Here is a 21,896-nt window from a genome sequence, read left to right as displayed (position 1 = left end):
TCCTGTATGCCGGCCCAGGTGGCGCTTTTACTCGCTGGTTTCCACCCCCAATCCCGCCGCTTGCCAATCGGTGAACCCCTGCTCCAGGCGCCGCACCTTGAAGCCCTTGGCCCGCAACAGGGCCGCGGCATTGTGTGACAGCACACAGTACGGGCCACGGCAGTAAGCCACCAGATCCTGATCGGCAGGCAGTTCGGCCAGACGCTGTTCCAGATCATCCAGCGGAATGTTGACTGCCCCGGGTAAATGTCCTTGAGCGAACTCTTCCGGTGAGCGCACGTCCAGCAGGGTCATGCCGCCTTCCTGCAAGCGTTGGCGCAGTTCTTCACGGGAAATGCCCTCCAGTCGCACCGGCTGCTGCTCACTATCGGTCAGCAGTTGGCGAATCAGCCCATGGTTGTAATCGACGTACTGACGCAAAGCGTCCAACAGCCCCGCCAGCGGCCCCGGGCTCAGGCTGTAGAGCACCCGTTTGCCATCGCGCCGGGTCTGTACGAAACCGCCGCGCCGCAACTGCTGCAGATGCTGGGAGGTGTTGGCCACCGAAAGGCCCGAGGCTTCCACCAGACGCTCCACCGGCAGCTCGCCGCGAGCGATGTGCTGCAGCAGGATCAGCCGGTGATGGTGGCCGAGAATGCGCGCCAGCTCAGCCATGTCCGCCAGGGGCTGCTGGGGGGAAAACGAATCGGTCATTGACAGCTCCTGCTGATTTATCAATCATTCAACAAATTAATTGAATTAAACATTATCACACCCATACGCCGATCTGAACCGCTGCCCATCGTGCAGCAAGGAGTCGTTATGCATGAGTACCTGGCATTGATTTTACCGGCGTTGCTGATCGGTTTCGGCGCGACCTTGATCCTCGATCTGTGGACATTGTTTCTGGCCAGGGCACTGAACATTCCCGGGCCTAACTGGGCCATGGTCGGACGCTGGATCGGCCACTTTCCTCGTGGCCAGTTCCTGCACCAGAGCATTGCCCAGGCCAACGCGGTACCCGGGGAACATGCTCTTGGCTGGCTGGCTCACTACCTGATCGGCGTGGTCTTCGCCGCTTTGTTGCTGCTGGTCTGCGGCCTGGAGTGGGCGCGCCAACCGGCCCTGGCACCGGCCCTGATCATCGGCGTATTGACGGTGGCTGCGCCGTTCCTGCTGATGCAACCGGGCATGGGCGCAGGTGTCGCGGCAAGCAAGATGCCCAAGCCGAATGTGGCCCGGCTACGCAGCCTGATGGCGCACTCGGTGTTCGGGCTGGGCTTGTACATGGCGGGGATGTTCTGGGCGTGGGTGTTGGGGCAGACGGCGTGACCTCAGCCCAGAGGCCGAGCATGCCCAGAGTGATCGATCGATGAAGCCACCCGTATGCGACCTGTGCCACAACGATTTTTCCTCGGAGATGTGCCATGCCGGAACTGGCGGTGGCATGGTGCAGTTCGCCGATTATCGCCCGCTGGGCCAAGGGTGCGCGGGGCACCCTCATGGCTACGAGTGGTTCTGCGATGAACATCTGGCCAGTGCCCGGGCCCTGGCTTCGCTGAGCTATAACGATGCCAGGGCAGCGCTCACCCGGCAGTATGCTCCGCTTGTGGACTACCCGCCCCTCGTCTCCAGAGATCCAGCACTCTGGATCACCGAGGTGGGCCCCAACCCCGCGAAGATCTTCGCGCTGATCAGGCAAGCCATGGGCCTCAGCCCCAACGTGGCCAGAAACTTGCTGACCGGCGTCCCCTTCAAGGTGATCCAGGCCTGGCCGCAACAGTTCAGGGTCTGGCAGGAGGCCCTGATTCAAGCCGGCGCCCAGGTTGAAGTACGCTATCCCTCGTCCAAGTCCGCCTGGGCCGAGCAAGCCGACGCAGATAACGACTGATCCTGCTCGCTCATCCAGTCTGCAATCACAGGGGCTTTCACACACCCGCCGAACCCAGTTTGCTCCACGCAAGCAATGGCCCGTAGGCCCACCCTTGTCCGCCGCCGAAGCTGGCGTCTACGCTAGGTTCTGATGGACTGGCCGGCGCCCTGGCGGTACCTGCACTGGAAGATCCCGGGCACTTGTACCGGTGAAGGGAATCAGAGCCATGTGTAACCTGATCATCGCCCGGCTTGTTTTCATGCCTCCTGCGGAAGCCCTTGCCCATGCTCGAACACCTCGACCTCAACGCGCTGATCGCCGCCTACGGCTACTGGGTGATCTTCATCGGCTGCCTGCTGGAAGGCGAAACCGTGTTGATTCTCGGCGGCATGGCGGCGCATCAGGGCAGCCTGCAGTGGCCGCAAGTGATCGGCTGGGCCACCCTGGGCGGCATCCTCGGCGATCAGTTGCTGTTCTGGACCGGCCGTTACTCGGGAGCGCGCCTGCTGCCCAGGCTCAAGCGCCATCAGGCGGCCATCGAACGGGTCCAGGGGCTGATCCAGCGCTACCCATCGACCTCGGTGTTCGCCGTGCGCTTTCTCTACGGCATGCGCCTGGTCGGCCCCATGGTGATCGGCGCCAGCGGCCTGGCGCCCTGGCGCTTCGCCCTGCTCAACGTGCTGGGCGCGGCGGTCTGGGCCATCTTGTTCGTCAGCGGCGGCTACTGGGCTGGCGAAGCCCTGGAGCATTTCCTCGGTGACCTGAAACCCTATCGCCTGCCGATCTTCCTCGGGGTAATAGCGCTGGTGGCCCTGATGGCGCTGGTACGGCATCTGCGCAACCAGCGCAGGGCGCAACAGGAATGAAGTAGAGGCTGCGGCACATCGGGAATTTTCATACTGACCCGGCGACTTTATTTCGTTTGTCCCGGCCCCCCGGCCCCGGCTTAGATAACGGCTCGTTTCCGGCACCCAGAGCCCGCATCCATGAGCCACGAGAACATCAGCCGTTCAATTTCCACCGTTCACCCGATCCGCCTCAGCCACGGGCGCAACGCCGAGGTCTGGGACAGCGACGGCAAACGCTACATCGACTTCGTCGGCGGTATCGGCGTGCTCAACCTCGGGCATTGCCATCCGCGCATCGTCGCGGCCATCCAGCAGCAGGCCACCCGACTCACCCACTACGCCTTCAACGCCGCGCAGCACGAGCCCTACATCGAGCTCATGCAGCGCTTGGCGGACTTCATCCCGGTGCGTTACCCGGTCAGCGGCATGCTCACCAACAGCGGCGCCGAAGCTGCGGAAAATGCCCTGAAGATCGTCCGCGGGGCCACTGGGCGCAGCGCGGTCATCGCCTTCGACGGCGGCTTTCACGGGCGCACCCTGGCCACCCTCAACCTCAACGGCAAGGTGGCGCCCTACAAGCAGAAGGTTGGCGTGCTGCCTGGACCGGTGTATCACCTGCCCTATCCCAGCGCCGACAACGGCGTCACCTGCGACGAAGCCCTGAAGGCCATGCAGCGCCTGTTCAGTGTGGAAATCGATATCGAGGAAGTGGCCTGTTTCATCCTCGAACCGGTGCAGGGCGAAGGCGGCTTCCTGGCCCTGGACGCGACCTTCGCCCGGGCGTTGCGCAGCTTCTGCGACGAACATGGCATTTTGCTGATCGCCGATGAAATCCAGTCCGGCTTCGGCCGCACCGGACAGCGCTTTGCCTTCTCGCGCCTGGGCATCGAGCCGGACCTGATCCTGCTGGGCAAGAGCATTGGCGGCGGGGTGCCGCTGGGCGCCGTGGTGGGGCGCAAGGAATTGCTCGACGTGTTGCCCAAGGGCGGTCTGGGCGGCACCTACTCGGGGAACCCGATTGCCTGCGCGGCAGCACTGGCGACCCTGGAGGAAATGACCGACGAGCACCTGCAAACCTGGGGCGAGCGCCAGGAACAGGCGATTGTGCAACGTTATGAGGCCTGGAAAACCGATCGGCTGAGCCCCTTTCTGGGCCGCTTGACCGGGGTCGGCGCGATGCGCGGCATCGAGCTGGTCAACGCCCGTGGCGAACCGGCGCCGGAGCACCTGAGCACCCTGCTCGGCAGCGCCCGAGAAGCCGGGTTGCTGCTGATGCCCAGCGGCAAGTCGCGGCACATCATCCGCCTGCTGGCGCCGCTGACCACGGAACCGGAGGTGTTCGAGGAAGGCCTGGACATTCTTCAACACTGCCTGGCGCGCCTGTGAGTCCAGGCACGCCAGTGGGCCTTCCCTAGAACAGATAGCCCATGAACACCCCAACGCCACCACCGGCCTGCACGCCGGCATTCATGCCGGCCATGACCACCGCGCCCTTGGCCGACTGCACCAGTTTCTGATTGACCGTTGAGGAGGCAATCAGCGACGTCGCCGGGTTGGAATTCAAGGCTACCGCCAGCGCCAGCAGTTTCGGATCCAGGCCGAACAGCAGCGCCGTGGCCGAGCCGCCCACCACCAGACCGGCGGCGACTTCGGTGTACATGCAGGGGCCGGTGATGTCGTCGCTGGTCAGGTCACGGCTGACCAGGGCGTCGCTGACAAACACCTTGCCGGTGCTGGGAAAGGCTTCGGCGGCGCCGGCGCCGGCGACACTCTTGCCCTTGATCTGGAAATTGATCTTGCCGAAGCGCGGCAGGCGCGCGCCGAAGCCCACGCCCCCGCCCAGCCCGCCATAGCGATAGCTGACATCCTGGCCCTGAGGTGAGCGCAGGATGATCGAGCCGCCACTGCCCGCCACCAAGGCCACGGTCAAACCGCCGCCGCTGGCGGTCTGGTACTGCCAGCGGCTCTCATTGACCGGGATGGGGATGTTGTAGCTCATGAATTCAAAGTCCTTTTAATGGCTGGGGCGCGCGGCGACCGCGCTGGCTGACGACAGCGACAAGACCGGCAAGGGCGAATACCAGACCGATCAGGCCCAGCACGCCAGGAGTCGCCCAGAGCGCCGCGGGGTCATCGATAACCGCACTATTGGCCGGTCGCTCGGGCTGGTAGTACACCCGCACCGGCTGATCTTTCTGGTAGCCGAAGATAAAGCCGCCCTGGGGGTAGGAAATTTTCTCACCGCTGCCGGTAGTAAAGGCAATTTCGGGGTGCGAGCCACCGGCGTTCAGATCACTGACGATACCGTCGGCGGTCTGGGCACTGGCGATGAATTCGCGACGGTCGAGGGTGAGGTTGCCGGCGATGACCAACAGGCCGATGCCGATCAGAACAAACAGCAGACCCTGGAGGATCTTGCCGAGGCGTGACGGGGTGGAGTTAGCCATGGGCTGTCTCGATATTCGTCCGTGAAAGAGGGAGGCCACGATAACAAGAAACCTCCCACCAGAAAAACCGCTGCCGCACGCGGCAACGGCGTCCAGGCGCCCGGGGGTGTGGGCGCCTGATGCCGACGCTTACAAACCGAATACCCGACGGGCATTGCCCTGGAGAAATTTGTCCGCAATGGCCGGCGGAAGTTCCAGAGCCTGCACCTGTTCCAGGCATTTTTTCAGCGACAGCTGGGGGAAGTTGCTGCCGAACAGCACCTTGTCCTGACCATAAGTGCGCATGAAATGCAGCAACTGCGCAGGGTAGTAGGTGGGCAGATAAGCGGAGGTATCGATGTGGATGTTGTCGTGCTTCCAGGCCAGGCCGATCATCTCGTCGGTCCAGGGATGCCCGATATGCCCGCCAACGATCACCAGTTCGGGAAAGTCCAGGGCCACCTCATCCAGGTAAGGCACTGGCCGCCCGGTTTCCGAAGGCATCAGCGGCCCGGTATGACCAACCTGGGTACAAAAGGGAATACCCAACTCGATGCATTTCACATACAGCGGGTAATACAGCCGGTGATTGGGTGGCAGTTTCCACAACCAGGGCACGATGCGCAGGGCCTTGCAGCCCAGCTCCTTGACGGCCCGCTCCAGCTCGGCCACCGCCGCCATGGGCCGGCTCAGGTCCACCGTGGCCACGCCGACGAAGCGTTCGGGAAAGGCCCGGGTATAAGCCGCAATCTCATCGTTGCTGAACACCCAGCCCTCGGGCCGGCACCAGGCCGAGAGCATGAGTTTCTCCACACCTGCCTGGTCCATCAGTTCCACGGTGTGCTCAATGCTCAAGGCCTGGTCCAGCAAATGCGCGGACCCGGACTTCTCGAACAACCGCGCCACTTCCGGCAACAGCGCCCGGGCACGGCCGTTGGCCGGCTGCGCCCAGGCATCGATAACTCCCGCTTGCAAGGTCATTGGGCGGTCCTCCCTTATGAATTCAAGATCGAAAGCACAGGCTAGGTCCGGACCTCACCGCCAACAATGTCCGCAGCGCTCATCAGGCTTGACCCATCTGTTCAAGCCATGGATAAAAGCTGCCCCTTCCCGCCCTTGCAAGGACGCTGCATGACCGATCAAACCATCCCCGAACAATGGCCTCCCGCCGGTTGCCCGCCCCTGGCCTGGCCCGAACTGCCTGATCAAGTCGCGCGGCTGAACTGGTACCTGGCGGTCATCGGCGCCTATGGCGCGCTATGGGAAGGCCACGTCAACGAGCCGCAACTGACGCCGGTTGGCGAGGACGCCCTGCAGGCCCTGGAGCAGCGCCTGGGCTGTCCGCTGCCTCCCTCGCTACGCGACTATCACCGGCAGCTGGGGGGGCTATCCCTGGCGGAAACCCTCTGCAGCGTCGAGCCCGGCAACCTCTGCATCCAGCCACTGCTGGAAGCCTACCCCGGCATCGTCGATATCCCCGAGAGCGATCTGGACCTGGCGCTGGCGCACCAGTTGATCGCTTTCGGCGACTACCTGGGCAACGGCAACCTGTTCTGCTTCCACCGGGAAAGCGGCGCGGTCTACTACTTCGACCACGACACAGGCACAGCGCTGACGCGCTTCTTCGACTCGCCCGAGGAGTACCTGGATGCGCTGATGCTGCTGTGCCTGGCCGAGGTGCATGACGACGATGACGGCGCCGAAGCGCTGATCAGCCAGCGCTACGGCAAAGACCTGGTGCGCAAGTGGCGCTATTGAGCGGTCAGTCAGTGACGGCGCCTACTGCTGCGCCAACCAACGCAAAAGGCAAGAGAACAATGGTGAAGACGCCCATCCACATACCCATGTAGGCGTTTTCAACCTTTTCCGACAGTCCGTGCTTTACCGGCGCGGTTTCGGTGCTCAGGCTGGCAGCGAGCCGATAACGGTAGCTCTGGGCATCCGTGTCTCTTCCGCCTTTACGCTCGCAAGGGGTCGTCGATTGGCTGGCGTAGATATCTCCAACCTGACGAGGCGCCCCGCCCGGGCGTGCCCGACGGGAGTTGAACTCGGCAATCGTCGCCTGCAACTGCGCAGACTCATCTTTGAAGGCATTTTCGCAATCACTTGCGACTTCGAATGGACCGCTGAGTTTCTCAACTCTATCCACCCACAAGGTGCGCTCCAGATACAGACTGAGCTTGGCACCCGCAGGGGCTTTCAGCTCATAGATCGAGAGCCCGCTCATCGTCTCCAGGCCCGTATCGGAGAGCGCCTTGAACTCGTCGGCGGAGAGCCGTTGATTGAGGGTGTAACCATAAACCTGAGGGCCCGCCACTCTGGGTTTGGCTTGCGAAGCGCATCCGCCCAAGGATGAAACGATGAGCGACAGGCTCACTACTGTGCACAGCCCCCTTTGCATAAAATCTCCCTGATTTCCATGAACGACTGAATAGCCTGGAGCGAGAGTACTCCAGCTCCGCCCCATCACCCAGCGAACAAGGACGCTCCATGTTGCAACCTGTGGCATCAACGATGAGGAAACCGGCTTACCCGCCGCTGGTGGCACCTGCCTGATGGCGTTGCTCGACAGCGGGCAGCATCAGGTGGTGGCTACCTGGGCAGATGCCTTGATGCTGCTGTGCCTGGCCGAGGTGCATGACGACGATGACGGCGCCGAAGCGCTGAGCGGCCAGCGCTACGGCGAAGACCTGGGCCGCAAGTGGCGCTATTGATCCTGGTGCTTCATTTACTTGCCCCTGCGCGCTGCCGGGCGCAGTAGCCGTCGCCATCATCCGGTTGCGACTGAAAATCGGTGCAGCCGCCCCCCATGAACGCGCCCAGCGCGACAAAGGGCAACAGGAGTATCGCCTGCGTGATGTCCCGGGCCTGGGCATGCGGGTCCTCGACCTTGCGCTGAAAGTCGTGCTCATGGGCTGCCGTTTCGGTTTGCAGGGTGGCCCAGAGGGTGTAGCGAAAGGCTTGTGCTCCGGGCCCCTGGCCAGCGACACGCTGACAGGCGTCCAGCGCCTGGACGGCATAGACCTCCCCCACCTGACGCGGCACTCCCGCCGGGCGGGCCTGACCGGCGTTGAAGTCATCGATCAGGGTGGTGAGCTGCATCTGGTCCGCCTGTTGGGCCGCCTGGCAATCGCTCTCGGCAGGAAACTCCCGGCTGGTACGGGCCAGCGTATCCAGCCACTTGCGGTAGTCGGTGTAGAAATCGAACTGACTGCCGTCCGGCAACACCTGCTGATACAGCTTGAGGGGCCCGATATAGTGCTTGCCGGTGTCGGTCAGCCGCTGCACCTGCTCACGGCTCAAGGGCTGATTGAGGGTGTAGCCATACACCTGCGGGCCCTCCACCGCCGGCCTGACCGGCGCCGTGGTACAAGCGCCCAGCGACGACAGGATCATCGCCAGGCTTAAAACACTGCACAGCATCCTTTGCATGACGGGCCTCAGGGCAGGTGGACGGCTCGTTGGCCAGGCGCGAGATTACGCCATTTCCCAACCGCTGTTTCGGCCAGGCTTAGCGAAGCCTTAACTGCGCAGAACATCAGGCAGCTACAAGGGTTCGGGCCATCCTGGTCCTGAGGCGCAGCCATTCACGCCCCCTATCGGGTTGACGCGCCTCAAGCGGCGCCCCACTGTTCCCACCCCGCCCCTCGAACAAGGATGCTCCATGCTTCAGCGCGTCATGCTTTGCACCCTTCTGAGCGTTTTCACCCTGCCCGCGTTCGCGGCGCCAGCCAAGGTCGAACGCCGTTGCGGCTGGTTCGAGAACCCGACACCGGCCAACGCCACCCTGACCGACCGTGACGGCGTCTGGGAAATTGCCAGCCAGGGCGGCTATCAGGCCGAAGGCGACTGGCCCACCTTCAACGACCAGCAATGGGTGCGCACCAACAACCATTACGGCTACGGCTGTGCCTGCGTCAGCGCCAGTGCTGATCCCCGGACGCATCGCCTCGACCAATTGCACAAGGCCCAGGCCCGCCCGCTGTCCGCCTGTCGCAGCGATCCCAGGCTGTATGAACCCTTGCGGGAGGAGGACGGGATTGCGGTATTACCCAAGGACTCGCCACGCTTCAAGGGCCCGGGATTCAGCCTGCAGTACCCCAAAGGCTGGAAGCTCGGCCAGACGCAGAACTGCCTCACCCTGGACCACCCGAAAAAACGCCCCCAGGAGGAATACACCCTCCACCTGTGCCTGCGACAGGGCAGCCTGGAACAGGCCGCCGAAGAGCTGTTTTTCTATCAGGAGAACGGCGTCTGGATGCGCAGCGCCGGCAGGGATGCTCCCAGCCCGGTGCAAGACCTATCAGGCCCCGGCTGGAAAGGATTGCGGGCCTATCAGACCTGCGGCATCAGCGATGAGGAAACCGGTTTTCATGCCTATGGTGGCACCTGCCTGATGGCGTTGCTCGACAGCGGGCAGCGTCAAGTGGTGGCTGACAGCGTGGGGTTCTTCCAGGATTTCGCGACACTCGACGCGATCCTGCACTCGATCCGCTTCGCCCCGGTGCCAGCGGCGCAATAGCACCCGCACTAAGGCACAGCCCGATACAGGGTTTGCAGGTGGGACAGGCGCAAGCCGCAGTGCTCCAGGTTGCGCCGGCTTTGCGAGTTCACCAGGGCAGTGGCACCCACACTCCGGGCACCGAGGGCGGCGGCCTGCTGCAAGCGATGGGCGATCAGGGCCCGGTGATAACCCTGGCCCCTGGCGGCCTTGGTGGTAAAGGCGGTGCCCAGGTAGGCCACGTCGTTGTCGGCGAGAAACAACGCCGCCCCGGCCACCGCCATGCCCTGCTCGCGCACCAGGTACAAGTACCCACGCCCCTCATTGAGCAATCCGCCGAAGGCCGCCTGATTGATCGTTCGCGCCGCAGCAGGGGTGTTGAAACTTTCGCCATGCAGCGCGCAGAAGTCTTCCAGGGTCGAGGCACTCACCGGCTCGATATCCAACAATGAAGGCGGCGCGACAATCTCCGCCAAGGGGGCGAACAACTGCCCGTGGGTCCAGCCCTTGAGGCGCTGCAACGGCTGCCCTTGCAGATCCGGGGCAGGCGCCACCTTGACCGACTCGGCGATCAAGGCGATCGCCGGGGCGTAGGCCGCGCAAGTCTGCAACAGATCGACAAGACTGCTGGCCTGTTGCCCGCAGTCGCCATGCACCCGGTTCATCATCGGACTGGGATTGCCAGCGACGACAAAGGCGCCACAGCCCGGTTCGCCATGCAAGCTGGCCCCATGGGGATTGCCCGGCAGGTTCGCCAGCCCCTGGACCCGGGTCCGCAGGTATTGGTGCTCCGCATACTCCAGCGCCAGCGCGCGACGGTGATCCATATCAGCGGCCACCTATCGGGGTTTCGCTGACCCAGGGCACGCGCACCTGTTCGGCGATGCCGGCAGCCTGCTGCTGCAAGACTTCCAGTTTCGCGCGACGCCCGAACACGCCAGTGAAATGCAGCAGCAAGCGCCCGGCAAAGCCCAGGCCGTCACCACGCTGGCGCGGGATCAGGTGCAGATGGGCATGGGGGATGTGCTGGTTGGTGGCCCGGCCATCATTGACCAGCAAGTGGGTGCCTTCGACGCCGTAGCCGGCGCGCCGTTGCGCGGCCAGCAGGCCGTCGAACACCTGATACAGGTGCTGGCGGACGAAGCCGGGCAATTGCTCGAGCTTTTCCACATGGGACTGGGGAATCAGCAGCACATGCCCCTGCCCCAACGGGTGCACGTCCATGAAGGCCATGCAGTGTTCATCACGGTAGACCACGGCCGCCGGCAAGGTGCCGGCGACGATCTGGCAGAAAATGCAGTTCATCCCTGAATCCTCAAGTGACAAGGTGCGTCCTGGCGAGCGAGGCCAATGTAACCCACCTTGTTCCTTGAACGCCCGCCTCTTCTTGGCGGGGGCGCCGAACCGGTCGGCGGATCAGTCCAGGGCCAGGTAGGCCCGGGCGTCGACCTCGATCATCACCGGCTGCCGGGTGTCCTTGAGGGTCTGCAGCAAGTCCTGCAGTTGTCCTGGGGTGTCGGCGCGATGGTGCGCCACGTGAAAGCTTCGGGCCATGGCCTGGAAATCCGGGGTGAGGATGTCCACCCCCAGCGGGGCGATGTCCCGAGCCTGCATGTAGTCGCGGATCTCGCCGTAGCACTGGTTGTTCCACACCAGCAGGATCACGCCGATCTGCGCTTCCTTGGCGGCGATCAACTCGCTGCTGGCGAACTGCAGGCCGCCATCCCCCACCAGCGCCACCACCGGGCGCTCCGGCCGTGCCAGCTTGGCCCCCATGGCCGCCGGCAAACCGTAGCCCAGGGTGCCGTAGCCACTGCCGGCATTGAACCAGCTGGCCGGTGCCGGGGCCTGATAGCCGCTGGCGCCCTGATACACCGGCTGGGTCGAGTCGCCCACCAGGATCGGGCCGCCCAGGGTGTCGCGCAGCAGGTCGAGCAAACCTTGCAGGCCTTGTTGCTTGGGCGTCCAGCCAGCACGTTCGGCCTGGTTGACCCGCTGCACGCTGTCCACGGCCCAACGCCCGCGCGAGCTGGGTTGCACCACCTTGCCCAGCAAAGCCTGCAAGCCTTCCAGGGCATCGCCCACCAGACCGACATGGGCCCGTTGCACGCCCATGACCTGCATCGGATCGATGTCCAGGCGGATCAACGAGCCCTTGAAACGCAGGGGACCGAGGCCGAAGAAGTCGTAGTCGGTTTCCCCTAGCTCAGTGCCCACCGCCAGCACCACATCCGCCTCATCGATCAGGGCCCGGCCATGGGCCGACGACTGCACGCCGTCGAGCAGCAACGGGTGAGCACAAGGCAACAAGCCGCGAGCGTTGGTGGTCAGGGCCACCGGCGCTTGCAGGCGCTCGGCCAATTGCCGCAGGACTTCGGCGCAACCCCGGGCGCCGCCGCCGGCCAGGATCAGCGGGCGATGAGCGCTGTTGAGCAAGGCCACCGCCGCGTCGACCGAAGCTCCGGCAGGCGCCGGCGCACCGGGCAGGCTGCGGGGCATCAGGTTGAGGTCGGTGGCGGGCATGTCCAGCACATCCAGGGGAATCTCGATGTGCACCGGTCGTGGCCGCGCGCACTTGAACACGGCAAAGGCCCGGGCCAGCAGCTCTGGCAATTCCGCGGGGGCTTGCAGGGTATGGCTGAAGGCGCAGACCCCGGCCACCATCGCCCGCTGGTCCGGCAGTTCATGCAGATGGCCATGACCCAGGCGCAGGTGCTCGCGACGGTTGACCGTGGAGATCACCAGCATCGGCACCGAATCGGCGTAGGCCTGGCCCATGGCGGTGAGAATGTTGGTCATCCCAGGGCCGGTGATGATGAAGCACACCCCAGGCTTGCCGCTGGCCCGGGCATAACCGTCGGCCATGAATCCGGCGCCTTGTTCGTGCCGCGGGCTGACATGCCGCAGGCGGCTGCCGTGCAGGCCGCGATAAAGCTCGACGGTGTGCACGCCGGGAATCCCGAACACCGTGTCCACGCCATAACCTTCCAGCAAACGAACCAGTGACTGGGCACAGGTGGTCATCGACTACTTCCTCTTGTTCTTATGCGCGGGCGACACCCTGCGCCCGACTGATGTCGAGGGACATTAGTCGCTGCCCCTGCGGGGCAACAATCGAAAAAAATCGTCGCGATTGCTCAATAAAATTCACGCTTTGGCGTTTCGACGCGGCTCCGGGTGCAGGCGGGTGATGCCCTGCAACTGCGACTTGACCCACTCACTGAAGGCCAGCACCACCGGGCGCTCGGCCTTGAGCAGATCGGCCACCAGGTAATAGCCGCGGTTGGACTCGATCTCGGTGGCGAACGGTTGCACCAACTGCCCCCGGGCCAGCGCCTCGCCGCTGATCAGGTTGTCGCCCATGGCGATGCCCTGGCCGGCGATGCAGGCCGACTGCACAAAGTGCGCGTCGGCGAACACGATGCCCCGGCGCACATCGACATTCGGCGCCCCGGCTGCCGCCAGCCAGACCCGCCAGTCGGAGTAGTCGATCATGTGCAGCAGCAGGGCGTGATCCAGGCTGTCGAGGGTTTTCAATCCGCCCATGGCATTCACCAGGCTCGGGCTGCACACCGGGAAATAGCGCAGGGAGACGATCTTCTGCACATGCTGGTTGGGCCAGTCGCCCATGCCGTAGGCGACGAACAGATCAACGCTGCTGTCGCTGGTGTCGCCTGGCGTGCGGGGTGACACCAGCTGCAATTCGACCTGGGGATACAGCGCCTGGAACTCGGCGATATGGGTGCACAGCCAATAGGTGGCGAACCCTGGCGGGCTGCTGATGCACAGCCGCCCGCTGACCTGCTGGCCGTCGGAGCGCTGCCCGGCCTCAAGGATATTGGCCAGCAGCAGGTGAATGTCCCGGGCATAGCGCTCGCCCTGGTAGGTGATGCGAATGCTGCGGCCCTGGCGCTCGGTCAGGGCGAACCCGAGGGTCTGCTCCAGGCTCTTGATCTGATGACTGATGGCGCTGGGGGTCAGGTTCAGCTCATTGGCGGCTTCGGCGACACTGCCCAGGCGGGCCACCGCGTCCAGCGCGCGCAGGGCGGTCATGGAGGGATAACGCATACCGATCAGGCCTCGACTGCAAGAAAACGAGTGTCCGCACCATAGCCGCAATCGTGCTCCGGCAATAGCCTTGCCCGTCGCTGAAAAAATCCCCGACTGCTGAAAAAAATTACCGGATAGGGCTAAAAATGCTCGATTGACCCCAGGCCATCGATGGCTAATTCTCCAGCCCTACCCTGTGCCGGGTGCTGCCCGGCCATCGCACAATAACAAGAGGGTCGACCCTTGCAATCGCAGCCCAACTCCGTCAATCCCGTGGTGGCGATCGATGATCTGCACAAGAGCTACGCCGATCACCACGTGCTCAAGGGTATTGCCCTGCGCGCCAATGAAGGTGAAGTGGTGTCGCTGATCGGCTCCAGCGGCTCGGGCAAAAGCACCCTGCTGCGCTGCATCAACCTGTTGGAAATCCCCTGCAGCGGCAGCCTGCGCATCAATGGTGAAGAGGTGCGTCTGAAGACCGATCGCGCTGGCAACCCGCAGGTTGCCGACCCGGCCCAGGTGGCGCGCTTGCGCACGCAATTGAGCATGGTGTTCCAGAGCTTCAACCTCTGGCCCCACCGCAGCGTGCTGGAAAACGTCATCGAGGCGCCGGTGTATGTCCTCGGTGAAGACCGCAAGGACGCCATCGCCCACGCCGAGCACCTGCTGGAAAAGGTCGGCCTGGCCAACAAGCGCGACGCCTTCCCGTCCTTTCTCTCCGGCGGCCAGCAACAACGGGTGGCCATCGCCCGGGCCCTGGCCATGCGCCCCCAGGTGCTGTTGATGGACGAGCCGACCTCGGCCCTGGACCCGGAACTGGTGGGCGAGGTGCTCAAGGTCATCCAGGGCATCGCCGAGGAAGGCCGCACCATGATCCTGGTGACCCACGAAATGGCCTTCGCCCGGGATGTGTCGAGCAAGGTGATGTTCCTCCACCAGGGGCTGGTGGAAGAAGAAGGCCCGCCGCAGCAAGTGTTCCTCAACCCGGTCAGCGAACGCTGCCGGCAATTCGTCATGGCCCAGGAAAACCGCGTCTGACGTCCCGCTTCAATCCTTGAAAACAACAACTTCGATAAAGGGTAAAGCCATGAAAAACCTGCTCAAGGTGCTCGCCACCGGTTGCCTGTTCAGCGCAATGGCCAGCCACGCGGTGGCCGCCGACAAGATCGTCTTCGGCATTGCTTTGGAACCCTACCCGCCGTTCTCGATGAAAAGCGGCAACGGCGACTGGAGCGGCTTCGAACCGGAGCTGATCAAGGCCCTGTGCGAACGCATGCAGGCCCAGTGCCCACTCAAGGAAGTGGCCTGGGACGGTTTGATTCCGGCCCTGCAATCGAGCCAGATCGATGCCATCCTCAACTCCCTGAGCATCACCGAGGAGCGCGAGAAGGTCATCGATTTCTCCGCGCCCTACTACCAGACCCCGGCCATGTGGGTCGCCGACCAGAGCCTGGAGCTGGTCACCACGCCCGAGGGCCTCAAGGGCAAGCTGATCGGCGTGCAGGGCTCGACCTCCAACGCCACCTTCGCCAAGACCTACTACGGCAAGACCTCGACCCTGCGCTACTACACCACCCAGGACGACATGATCGCCGACCTGCAGAGCGGGCGGATCGACGTGATGCTGGCCGACGCCCTGACCATCGAGCCGATCCTCAAGACCGCCGCCGGTGCTGGCCTGGCGGACAAGGGCCTGGCGCCGAAAGACCCGCTGTTCGGCTCCGGTATCGGCGTCGGCCTGCGCAAGGGCGACGGCGCCCTGCAGCAACGGATCAACAGCGCCCTGGCCTCGCTCAAGGCCGATGGCACCTACGACAAGATCCGCAGCCGCTACTTCAGCGTCGACATTTCTGCCAACTAAGCCGTCCGGCGTGCCCGTTTGCGCGGGCCGCCGGCGTTGACTGGATACGTCATGATTTCTCTGTCCGACCTTTCCCAACTGTTCGTCGCCGACGGCTGGCTCGGCGCCCTGGCCCAGGGCGCGCTGGTGTCCTTGCAGATTTCCGCCGGGGCCTTCGTCCTCGGCCTGGGCATCGGCCTGCTGGCGGCGCTGATCAAGCTCAAGGGCCCGCGTTGGCTGGTACAGCTGGCCAACGTCTACACCACCCTGTACCGGGCCATGCCCGAGCTGCTGCTGATCCTGCTGCTGTACTACGCCGGCACCGACCTGTTGAACATGGCCATGGCCGCCATGGACCGGCCGAGCGTCACGGTCAACGGCTTCATCGCGGCGGTACTGGTGCTGGGGATTGTCCAGGGCGCCTATTCGGCGGAGATCATCCGCGGCGCGATCCAGGCCATTCCCCACGGCCAGATCGAAGCGGCGCGGGCCTACGGCATCGAGCGCTGGCTGCTGGTGCGGCGCATCCTGCTGCCGAGCATGCTGCCCTACGCCATGGCCGGGCTGTCGAACCTGTGGCTGGTGCTGGTCAAGGACAGCGCGCTGATCAGCATCGTCGGTTACAGCGAGCTGCTCTCGGTGGGCAAGCAGGCGGCCGGTTCCACCAAGCATTACCTGGTGTTCTACCTGGCGGTCGCGGCCTTCTATTTCGTCATCACCCTGGTGTCCGGCCGCCTGTTCCGTGTGCTCGAACGTCGCACCAACCGCTGGCTGCCCCAGCACTAGGAGACTCGGATGGACTTTTCCTGGATCAACGGTTTTTCCACAGAGCTGCTGCGCGGCCTGGGCATCACCCTCAAGCTCCTGCTGCTGAGCGGAATCTGCGGCTTCGCCCTGGCGGTGGTGGTGGGCCTGGGCCGGGTGTCGCGCAATCCGTTGCTGCGTGCGCCCATGCAGTTCTACATCAGCGTGTTCCGCGGTACGCCGCTGCTGGTACAGATCTACATCCTCTATTACGGGGTCGGCAGCCTGTTCGCCGCCTACCCGCCGATCCGCGGCAGCTTTCTCTGGCCCTACCTGCGTGAAGGCTTCTGGTACGTGGCCCTGGCCCTGACCCTGAGTGTCGGCGCCTATGTCGGCGAAGTGCTGCGCGGCGGCCTGCGGGCCGTGCCCCGAGGCGAACTGGAAGCCGCCCGCGCCTATGGCATGGGCTACTGGCTGACCTTGCGCCGGGTCTGGTTGCCCCGGGCCCTGGAGCTGGTACGCCCGACGCTGGTGGGCGAATGCGTGCTGCTGCTCAAGGCCACCGCATTGGCCTCCACCGTGGCGGTCACCGACCTGCTCGGCGCCGCCAACCTGGTGCGCGCCCAGACCCTGAAGGTCTACGAACCGCTGCTGGCAGTGGCGCTGATCTACATCGTCCTGGCCTTTGTCATCGAACACCTGTGCGCACGCCTGGGCAACGCCTCGCAGCATCAGCGGCCCCAGCGTCAGGCCTGAACCCATTTATTGCGCGGGCAATGAGGCCCGTGAGGAGAACAGCATGCGTTACTCACCTTTCGTTCAGCGCATCAGCGGCGAATCCGTCAGCGCCTGGGACATTCACTACGCAGCCATCGAAGCCCGGGGCCGCGGCGAGGACGTGATCGTCCTCAGCGTCGGTGATCCGGACTTCGCCACCGATGCACGCATCAGCGCCGCCGCCAACGCCGCCCTGGAGCAAGGCGACACCCACTACACCCACGTCCTCGGCCGCCCGGCCCTGCGCGAGGCGATCGCCGCCAAGCAGCGGCGCCTGCTGGGGGTCGAGGTCAGCGCCGACAACGTGGCCCTGGTGGCCGGTGCGCAGAACGGCCTGTTCGCCACCTGCCTGTGCCTGTTCGGCAGTGGCGACGAAGTGCTGGTGCCCGAACCCATGTACCTGACCTACGAGGCCTGCGTGCATGCCTCCGGTGCGCAGATCGCCTGCGTCCAACAGCCGGCGGCCAACGGCTTTCGCCTGACCGCCGCAGCCCTGGAAGCCGCGCTCACCGACAAGACCCGGGGCATCGCCCTGGCCACTCCGTGCAACCCCACCGGCAACGTCTACAGCCGCGAAGAGCTGGAAGCCGTGGCCGAAGTGGCGCGCAAGCACGACCTGTGGGTGATCTCCGACGAGGTCTACGGGCAACTGACCTATGACCGCGAACACCTGAGCATCGCTTCGATGCCGGGCATGGCCGAGCGCACGGTGATCCTCAACAGCCTGTCGAAGACCCACGCCATGACCGGCTGGCGCGTGGGCTGGGTGATCGCCCCGCCCGCCCTGGTCGGGCACCTGGACAACCTGCTGCTGTGCATGCTCTACGGCCTGCCCGGGTTTATCCAGGAAGCCGCGCTCAAGGCCCTGGAGCTGGATGAAGAAGTGATCGGCAGCGCCCGCGAGGTCTATCGCCGGCGCCGCGACCTGGTGGTGGCCGGACTCAAGTCGGTGCAACTGCTCGATTGCCGCGAGCCCGAGGCCGGCATGTTCATGCTGGTGGACGTGCGCCGCACCGGGCTGTCGAGCATGGATTTCGCCTGGCAGCTGTTCCGCGCCACCGGGGTTTCGGTGCTCGACGCCCAGGCTTTTGGGGCCAGCGCCGAGGGCTTCGTGCGGATCTCCTTCACCGTCGCCGACGAAGTGCTGAAGGACGCCTGCCAGCGCATCGCCGGCTTTGTCGAAACCTTGGGGGCACAACGCTAAACAACAGCCCGATTGTGGCGAGGGAGCTTGCTCCCGTTCGGCTGCGAAGCAGTCGTAAAGGCCTGGCCCGCAGTTCAGCCATGCCCTTGCGATCGCGGCCTTTGGGGTGGCTACGCCACCCAGCGGGAGCAAGCTCCCTCGCCACAGTAGCCCGCACAACAAGAATGCAACTGAGCTTGTCGCCCACTTTTCTGCCCACCTTTGAAGGGCCCCCCTGCTTGAGAGGTTGACCCCGTGACCGCTTCCGACCAATTCAACTCCACCCATAGCGCCGTCGATCAATACGCCGAACTGGTGCTGCACAACGGCCGGATGTACACCCTCGATCCGGCCCAGCCCTGGGCCGATGCCGTGGCCATCCGCCAGGGCAAGCTGATCGCGGTGGGCAGCCTCGCCTCCCTGGCGTCGCTGATCGGGCCCAACACCCGCCAGCACGACCTGGACGGGGCCTTCTGCATGCCCGGCCTGCACGACATGCACACCCACCCGGACCTGGCCCTGGCGCCGCGCTACGCCGACGACCTGGACGTGGGCATCGAGGACCCGACTCCCGAGCAACTGGCGGCGGCGATCCACGCCTACGCCGACAGCCACCCCGGCGACGGCTGGATCTACGGCCAGTACTGGGTGCGCTACACCTTCCGCGAAGCCGGCCTGACACCGGGCCGCGAGTGGCTCGACAGCGTCATGCCCGACCGCCCGGTGGCCCTGCTGGACCGCATGTGGGGCACCATGATGGTCAACTCCAAGGCCCTGGAACTGGCCGGCATCGACCGCCACACCAGCGACCCGCGCAACGGCTACCTGGAGCGCGATGAACTGACCGGCGAACCCAACGGCCTGCTGATCGACGGCGCCTACGCCCTGATCCACGCGGCCATGCCGCCGACGCCGGTGTCGGTGCTGCGCCGCGCCTACCGCGACGGCGTGCACTTCCAGACCTCGCGCGGGGTCACCGCCACCAAGTACGTGCACGTCTGCGAGAACCGCCTGCAGGCCCTCAAGGAACTGGACGATGCCGGCGAGCTGACCCTGCGGGTGGAAGCCGCCATCAGTTGGCAGGACGACATCTTCCCGGTGCGTCGGCGCTGGGAGCTGCTCAGCGGCGAGCGGCATTTCTATCGCAGCGCGCGCCTGAGCGCCAACGCGGTGAAGTTCCACTTCGACGGCACCGTGGAGCCCAAGTCGTCCTACCTGCTGACCCCCTGGCCGGAAGAATCGAGCTGGCGCGGCAAGCTCAACCTGACCCCGGAACACATCACCGACATGGTGGTGGACATGGACAAGCGCGGCCTGCGGGTGATCGCCCACTGCACCGGCGACGGCGCTTCCGACGTGTTCCTCGACGCCGTGGCCGAAGCCCGGCGGCGCAACGGCAACAGCGGCATCCGTCACCAATGCGCCCACAGCACCCTGCTGCACCCGGGCAACCTCAAGCGCTTCCAGAGCCTGGACGTGATAGCCGAGTTCTCCCCGGCCGCCTGGTACCCGACCCCGTTCGCCAGCGGTGCCCGCTCCGGTTACGGCCAGGAGCGCCTCAAGCGCATCTATGACTTCAAGGGCGTGCTGGCGGCCGGTGGCATCGCGGTCTTTGGCACCGACTGGCCGGTGGCGTCCATCGACCCGTGGCTGGCCCTGGAAACCATGGTCACCCGGCAGAACCCGTGGAACCAGGAACCCGACACCTTCGGCGACCCCATCAGCCTGGAGCAGGCCCTGCAAGTGGCGACCCTCAACGGCGCCCACGCCATGGGCCTGGAACACCTGACCGGCAGCCTGCAAGCCGGCAAGTCGGCGGACCTGATCGTCCTCGACCGCAACCTGTTCGCCCAGGACGCGCGCAACTACATCCACCACACCCAGGTGCAACTGACCTTCGTCGAAGGGCAACTGGTCTACGACCGCCTGGGCATCTTCAGCGACACGCCGTTGCAGGCGGTGTGGGAAGGCCTGCCACCGGAGATCGAGGGCAAGGAACAATGAACAGCACCCCGAGCATTCCGGTGACCGTGGTTGCAGGCTTTCTCGGCGCCGGCAAGACCACCCTGCTCAACCGCCTGGTGCAGCGCGCCGACAGCGGCCGATTGGCGGTGATCGTCAACGACTTCGGTGAACTGAACATCGATGCGGCGATCATTGCCGAGGTCACCGACGCGGTGTACAGCCTGCAGAACGGCTGCATCTGCTGCACCGTGCAGGAGGACCTGCTGGCGCAACTGCTGAGCCTGTCCAAGCTGCGCCCGGCCCTGGAACGGATCGTCATCGAGTGCAGCGGCGTCTCCGATCCGCAGCGCATCGTGCAGACCATCGGCTACCCGCAACTGCGCAACCGCCTGCACCTGGACGCGGTGATCACCCTGGTGGACGCCAGCGGCTACCAGGACCTGGAAGGGGAAATGGCCCGGCTGTCTCGGGCCCAGGTGGCCTGCGCCGACTGGGTGCTGCTGAACAAGGCCGACCTGGTGAGCCCCGAACAGTTGCAGAGCATCCGCGCCAGCCTCGGCGGCCGCGCCCCGGTGTTCGAAACGGTGCAGGCCGAACTGCCACCCGAGCTGCTGCTGACGCCGCCGGTGCGTTCCACCGAAGTGCTGTTCAAGGCCCTGCCCCAGGCCCACGACGAGCTGTTCGAAAGCTGGGTGTGGAAAAGCTCCCGACCGCTGCAGCCCAAGGCGCTGCGCGACTGGCTGGCGCACCTGCCTGCCGACCTGCTGCGCCTCAAGGGCCTGGTGCGCCTGGAAGGCAATGAACAACCCTATTGGTTGCAGCATGTGGGCAAGCGCAGCCAGTTCACCCTGGCCACCGGGCAACCCACCGAGCATGCCGCGCAACTGGTGTTCATCGCCCGCCGGGGCAGCGATCTGCGTCAGGAACTGGAGGCCGGGGTCAGCGATACGCAGGTGCGCTGAGCTTCAAGCGGCAAGTGTTTAGCCGCAAGCGGCAGCGGCAAGCCAGTAGAGGGGGGAAAGCTTCACGTCGTCGGGTAGAAAGCGCACTATGAAACGCACTTTTTCTGACCGGCAAGGATGCTACCGATGCTCGATATTCTTCAAGGCACGCCGCTGTGGGTGTACGCCGTCTTCGCCCTGATCTGCTACTACGGCCTGCGCGCCCTCACCACGACGCGTGAGAGCCGTCGCTCGCTGCTGCTAACCCCGCTGATCCTGCTGGTCTGGTCGTTGTGGTCAGTGAACCTGGGCGAGCATGCCGTGCTGGCGCTGGGCGCTTGGGCGGGCGGCGCCGCACTGGGCAGCCTGCTGGCGCTGCTGCTGTTCTCCAGCGCCGGCGTGCTGCTGGAGTCCGACGGCGAGGCGATCCTGGTGCCCGGCACCTTGAAGATCCTCGGCATCTCGCTGCTGTTCTTCGCCGTGAAGTACTGGATCGGCTATCAAACCGCCGTGCACCCCGAACAGGCCACCAGCGTGCAGATGCTTGGTATTAGTGGCGCCGCCGCGGGCTTTACCGTTGGTCTGTTCTGCGGGCGGGCGTTCAAGCTGTACCGCAACTTCCTGCAGTTGCGGCTCAACGCCTGAAAGCCCCGCGGCCGTGCTCTTCGGGCACTGGGGAATCTTCGCTGCGCAAACCGGTCTGTAGGGACGATCCTGCCGGGCCGGTCGCTTGGTCCGTGACAATAGGGCCTCGGTCCAATAGATTAGG

25 protein-coding genes are annotated in these 21,896 nt (G+C 64.8%); 15 read left to right on the top strand and 10 right to left on the bottom strand.

The window, feature by feature from the left end; all coding sequences use genetic code 11:
• Positions 1-27: 27 nt before the first annotated feature.
• On the bottom strand, positions 28-693 hold the full coding sequence (locus DNK59_RS01110) for a metalloregulator ArsR/SmtB family transcription factor (protein WP_110722017.1): 666 nt from the start codon (positions 691-693) through the stop codon (positions 28-30).
• Between the two features lie 108 nt (positions 694-801).
• Here DNK59_RS01110 and DNK59_RS01105 point away from each other — a divergent pair, with 108 nt between their 5' ends.
• The 4 genes from DNK59_RS01105 (at position 802) to DNK59_RS01090 (ending at position 4,086) form a co-directional block, all read left to right on the top strand.
• Positions 802-1,311 carry a DUF2938 domain-containing protein gene (locus DNK59_RS01105; RefSeq protein WP_110722016.1) on the top strand — a complete coding sequence of 170 codons (510 nt, stop codon included), beginning with the start codon at positions 802-804 and terminating at the stop codon, positions 1,309-1,311.
• A gap of 40 nt (positions 1,312-1,351) precedes the next feature.
• On the top strand, positions 1,352-1,870 hold the full coding sequence (locus DNK59_RS01100; RefSeq protein ID WP_110722015.1) for a hypothetical protein: 519 nt from the start codon (positions 1,352-1,354) through the stop codon (positions 1,868-1,870).
• A gap of 266 nt (positions 1,871-2,136) precedes the next feature.
• Positions 2,137-2,718 (top strand): DedA family protein, encoded by a 582-nt coding sequence (locus DNK59_RS01095; RefSeq protein WP_110722014.1) that lies wholly within the window; start codon positions 2,137-2,139, stop codon positions 2,716-2,718.
• Between the two features lie 120 nt (positions 2,719-2,838).
• On the top strand, positions 2,839-4,086 hold the full coding sequence (locus DNK59_RS01090; protein WP_110722013.1) for an aspartate aminotransferase family protein: 1,248 nt from the start codon (positions 2,839-2,841) through the stop codon (positions 4,084-4,086).
• Between the two features lie 25 nt (positions 4,087-4,111).
• Here DNK59_RS01090 and DNK59_RS01085 read toward each other — a convergent pair whose 3' ends face one another.
• From DNK59_RS01085 to DNK59_RS01075, 3 genes are all read right to left on the bottom strand, one after another.
• Complete coding sequence (locus DNK59_RS01085) at positions 4,112-4,699, bottom strand: hypothetical protein (protein ID WP_110722012.1); 588 nt, start codon at positions 4,697-4,699, stop codon at positions 4,112-4,114.
• Positions 4,700-4,703: 4 nt separating this feature from the next.
• A complete protein-coding gene (locus DNK59_RS01080) occupies positions 4,704-5,147 on the bottom strand; it encodes a DUF3592 domain-containing protein (protein WP_177431189.1) in 444 nt (147 codons plus the stop codon).
• 129 nt (positions 5,148-5,276) lie between these two features.
• Positions 5,277-6,107 (bottom strand): amidohydrolase family protein, encoded by an 831-nt coding sequence (locus tag DNK59_RS01075; RefSeq protein WP_110722010.1) that lies wholly within the window; start codon positions 6,105-6,107, stop codon positions 5,277-5,279.
• Between the two features lie 150 nt (positions 6,108-6,257).
• On the opposite strand from DNK59_RS01075, the gene DNK59_RS01070 reads away from it, so the two are divergent.
• The gene (locus DNK59_RS01070; RefSeq protein ID WP_110722009.1) at positions 6,258-6,884 is read left to right on the top strand and encodes an SMI1/KNR4 family protein; all 627 of its coding nucleotides are present in this window, start codon (positions 6,258-6,260) and stop codon (positions 6,882-6,884) included.
• 4 nt (positions 6,885-6,888) lie between these two features.
• Here the strand turns inward: DNK59_RS01070 and DNK59_RS01065 are convergent, their stop codons facing one another.
• Complete coding sequence (locus DNK59_RS01065) at positions 6,889-7,527, bottom strand: hypothetical protein (RefSeq protein ID WP_110722008.1); 639 nt, start codon at positions 7,525-7,527, stop codon at positions 6,889-6,891.
• Positions 7,528-7,681: 154 nt separating this feature from the next.
• On the opposite strand from DNK59_RS01065, the gene DNK59_RS01055 reads away from it, so the two are divergent.
• Positions 7,682-7,840 carry a hypothetical protein gene (locus tag DNK59_RS01055; RefSeq protein WP_256596278.1) on the top strand — a complete coding sequence of 53 codons (159 nt, stop codon included), beginning with the start codon at positions 7,682-7,684 and terminating at the stop codon, positions 7,838-7,840.
• Between the two features lie 10 nt (positions 7,841-7,850).
• Here the strand turns inward: DNK59_RS01055 and DNK59_RS01050 are convergent, their stop codons facing one another.
• The gene (locus DNK59_RS01050; protein ID WP_146249871.1) at positions 7,851-8,558 is read right to left on the bottom strand and encodes a hypothetical protein; all 708 of its coding nucleotides are present in this window, start codon (positions 8,556-8,558) and stop codon (positions 7,851-7,853) included.
• Positions 8,559-8,790: 232 nt separating this feature from the next.
• Between DNK59_RS01050 and DNK59_RS01045 the strand changes: the two genes are divergently transcribed.
• Entirely contained in the window at positions 8,791-9,648 is an 858-nt protein-coding gene (locus DNK59_RS01045; protein WP_110722006.1) for a DUF4087 domain-containing protein, read from the top strand.
• Between the two features lie 8 nt (positions 9,649-9,656).
• Here DNK59_RS01045 and DNK59_RS01040 read toward each other — a convergent pair whose 3' ends face one another.
• From DNK59_RS01040 to DNK59_RS01025, 4 genes are all read right to left on the bottom strand, one after another.
• Positions 9,657-10,454, bottom strand: a complete 798-nt coding sequence (locus tag DNK59_RS01040; protein ID WP_110722005.1) for a GNAT family N-acetyltransferase — start codon at positions 10,452-10,454, stop codon at positions 9,657-9,659.
• Between the two features lies 1 nt (position 10,455).
• Positions 10,456-10,932 (bottom strand): HIT family protein, encoded by a 477-nt coding sequence (locus DNK59_RS01035; protein ID WP_110722004.1) that lies wholly within the window; start codon positions 10,930-10,932, stop codon positions 10,456-10,458.
• Positions 10,933-11,043: 111 nt separating this feature from the next.
• Positions 11,044-12,651, bottom strand: coding sequence for a 5-guanidino-2-oxopentanoate decarboxylase (locus DNK59_RS01030; RefSeq protein WP_110722003.1), 1,608 nt, complete (start codon positions 12,649-12,651; stop codon positions 11,044-11,046).
• Positions 12,652-12,774: 123 nt separating this feature from the next.
• On the bottom strand, positions 12,775-13,695 hold the full coding sequence (locus DNK59_RS01025; protein ID WP_177431188.1) for a LysR substrate-binding domain-containing protein: 921 nt from the start codon (positions 13,693-13,695) through the stop codon (positions 12,775-12,777).
• A gap of 225 nt (positions 13,696-13,920) precedes the next feature.
• Here DNK59_RS01025 and DNK59_RS01020 point away from each other — a divergent pair, with 225 nt between their 5' ends.
• From DNK59_RS01020 to DNK59_RS00985, 8 genes are all read left to right on the top strand, one after another.
• A complete protein-coding gene (locus DNK59_RS01020; RefSeq protein ID WP_016966681.1) occupies positions 13,921-14,715 on the top strand; it encodes an ABC transporter ATP-binding protein in 795 nt (264 codons plus the stop codon).
• A 49-nt stretch (positions 14,716-14,764) separates the two neighbouring features.
• On the top strand, positions 14,765-15,538 hold the full coding sequence (locus DNK59_RS01015) for a transporter substrate-binding domain-containing protein (protein WP_110722002.1): 774 nt from the start codon (positions 14,765-14,767) through the stop codon (positions 15,536-15,538).
• A gap of 51 nt (positions 15,539-15,589) precedes the next feature.
• Complete coding sequence (locus DNK59_RS01010; RefSeq protein ID WP_110722001.1) at positions 15,590-16,303, top strand: ABC transporter permease; 714 nt, start codon at positions 15,590-15,592, stop codon at positions 16,301-16,303.
• Between the two features lie 9 nt (positions 16,304-16,312).
• Positions 16,313-17,017, top strand: a complete 705-nt coding sequence (locus tag DNK59_RS01005) for an ABC transporter permease (protein WP_092310612.1) — start codon at positions 16,313-16,315, stop codon at positions 17,015-17,017.
• A 43-nt stretch (positions 17,018-17,060) separates the two neighbouring features.
• Positions 17,061-18,242, top strand: coding sequence for a pyridoxal phosphate-dependent aminotransferase (locus DNK59_RS01000; RefSeq protein ID WP_110722000.1), 1,182 nt, complete (start codon positions 17,061-17,063; stop codon positions 18,240-18,242).
• A 234-nt stretch (positions 18,243-18,476) separates the two neighbouring features.
• Positions 18,477-20,225 carry an amidohydrolase gene (locus DNK59_RS00995; protein WP_110721999.1) on the top strand — a complete coding sequence of 583 codons (1,749 nt, stop codon included), beginning with the start codon at positions 18,477-18,479 and terminating at the stop codon, positions 20,223-20,225.
• Complete coding sequence (locus DNK59_RS00990; protein WP_110721998.1) at positions 20,222-21,148, top strand: GTP-binding protein; 927 nt, start codon at positions 20,222-20,224, stop codon at positions 21,146-21,148. The genes DNK59_RS00995 and DNK59_RS00990 overlap by 4 nt, the downstream gene beginning before the upstream one ends.
• 126 nt (positions 21,149-21,274) lie before the next feature.
• Positions 21,275-21,772, top strand: a complete 498-nt coding sequence (locus DNK59_RS00985; protein WP_092310600.1) for a DUF6622 family protein — start codon at positions 21,275-21,277, stop codon at positions 21,770-21,772.
• The last annotated feature ends 124 nt before the right edge of the window (positions 21,773-21,896 follow it).

It is taken from the genome of Pseudomonas sp. TKO26, from assembly GCF_003225665.1.
GTDB classification, from domain to species: Bacteria; Pseudomonadota; Gammaproteobacteria; order Pseudomonadales; family Pseudomonadaceae; genus Aquipseudomonas; species Aquipseudomonas saponiphila.
Note: the sequence above shows the minus strand (reverse complement) of the source record. Positions and strands in the feature narration are given on the sequence as shown.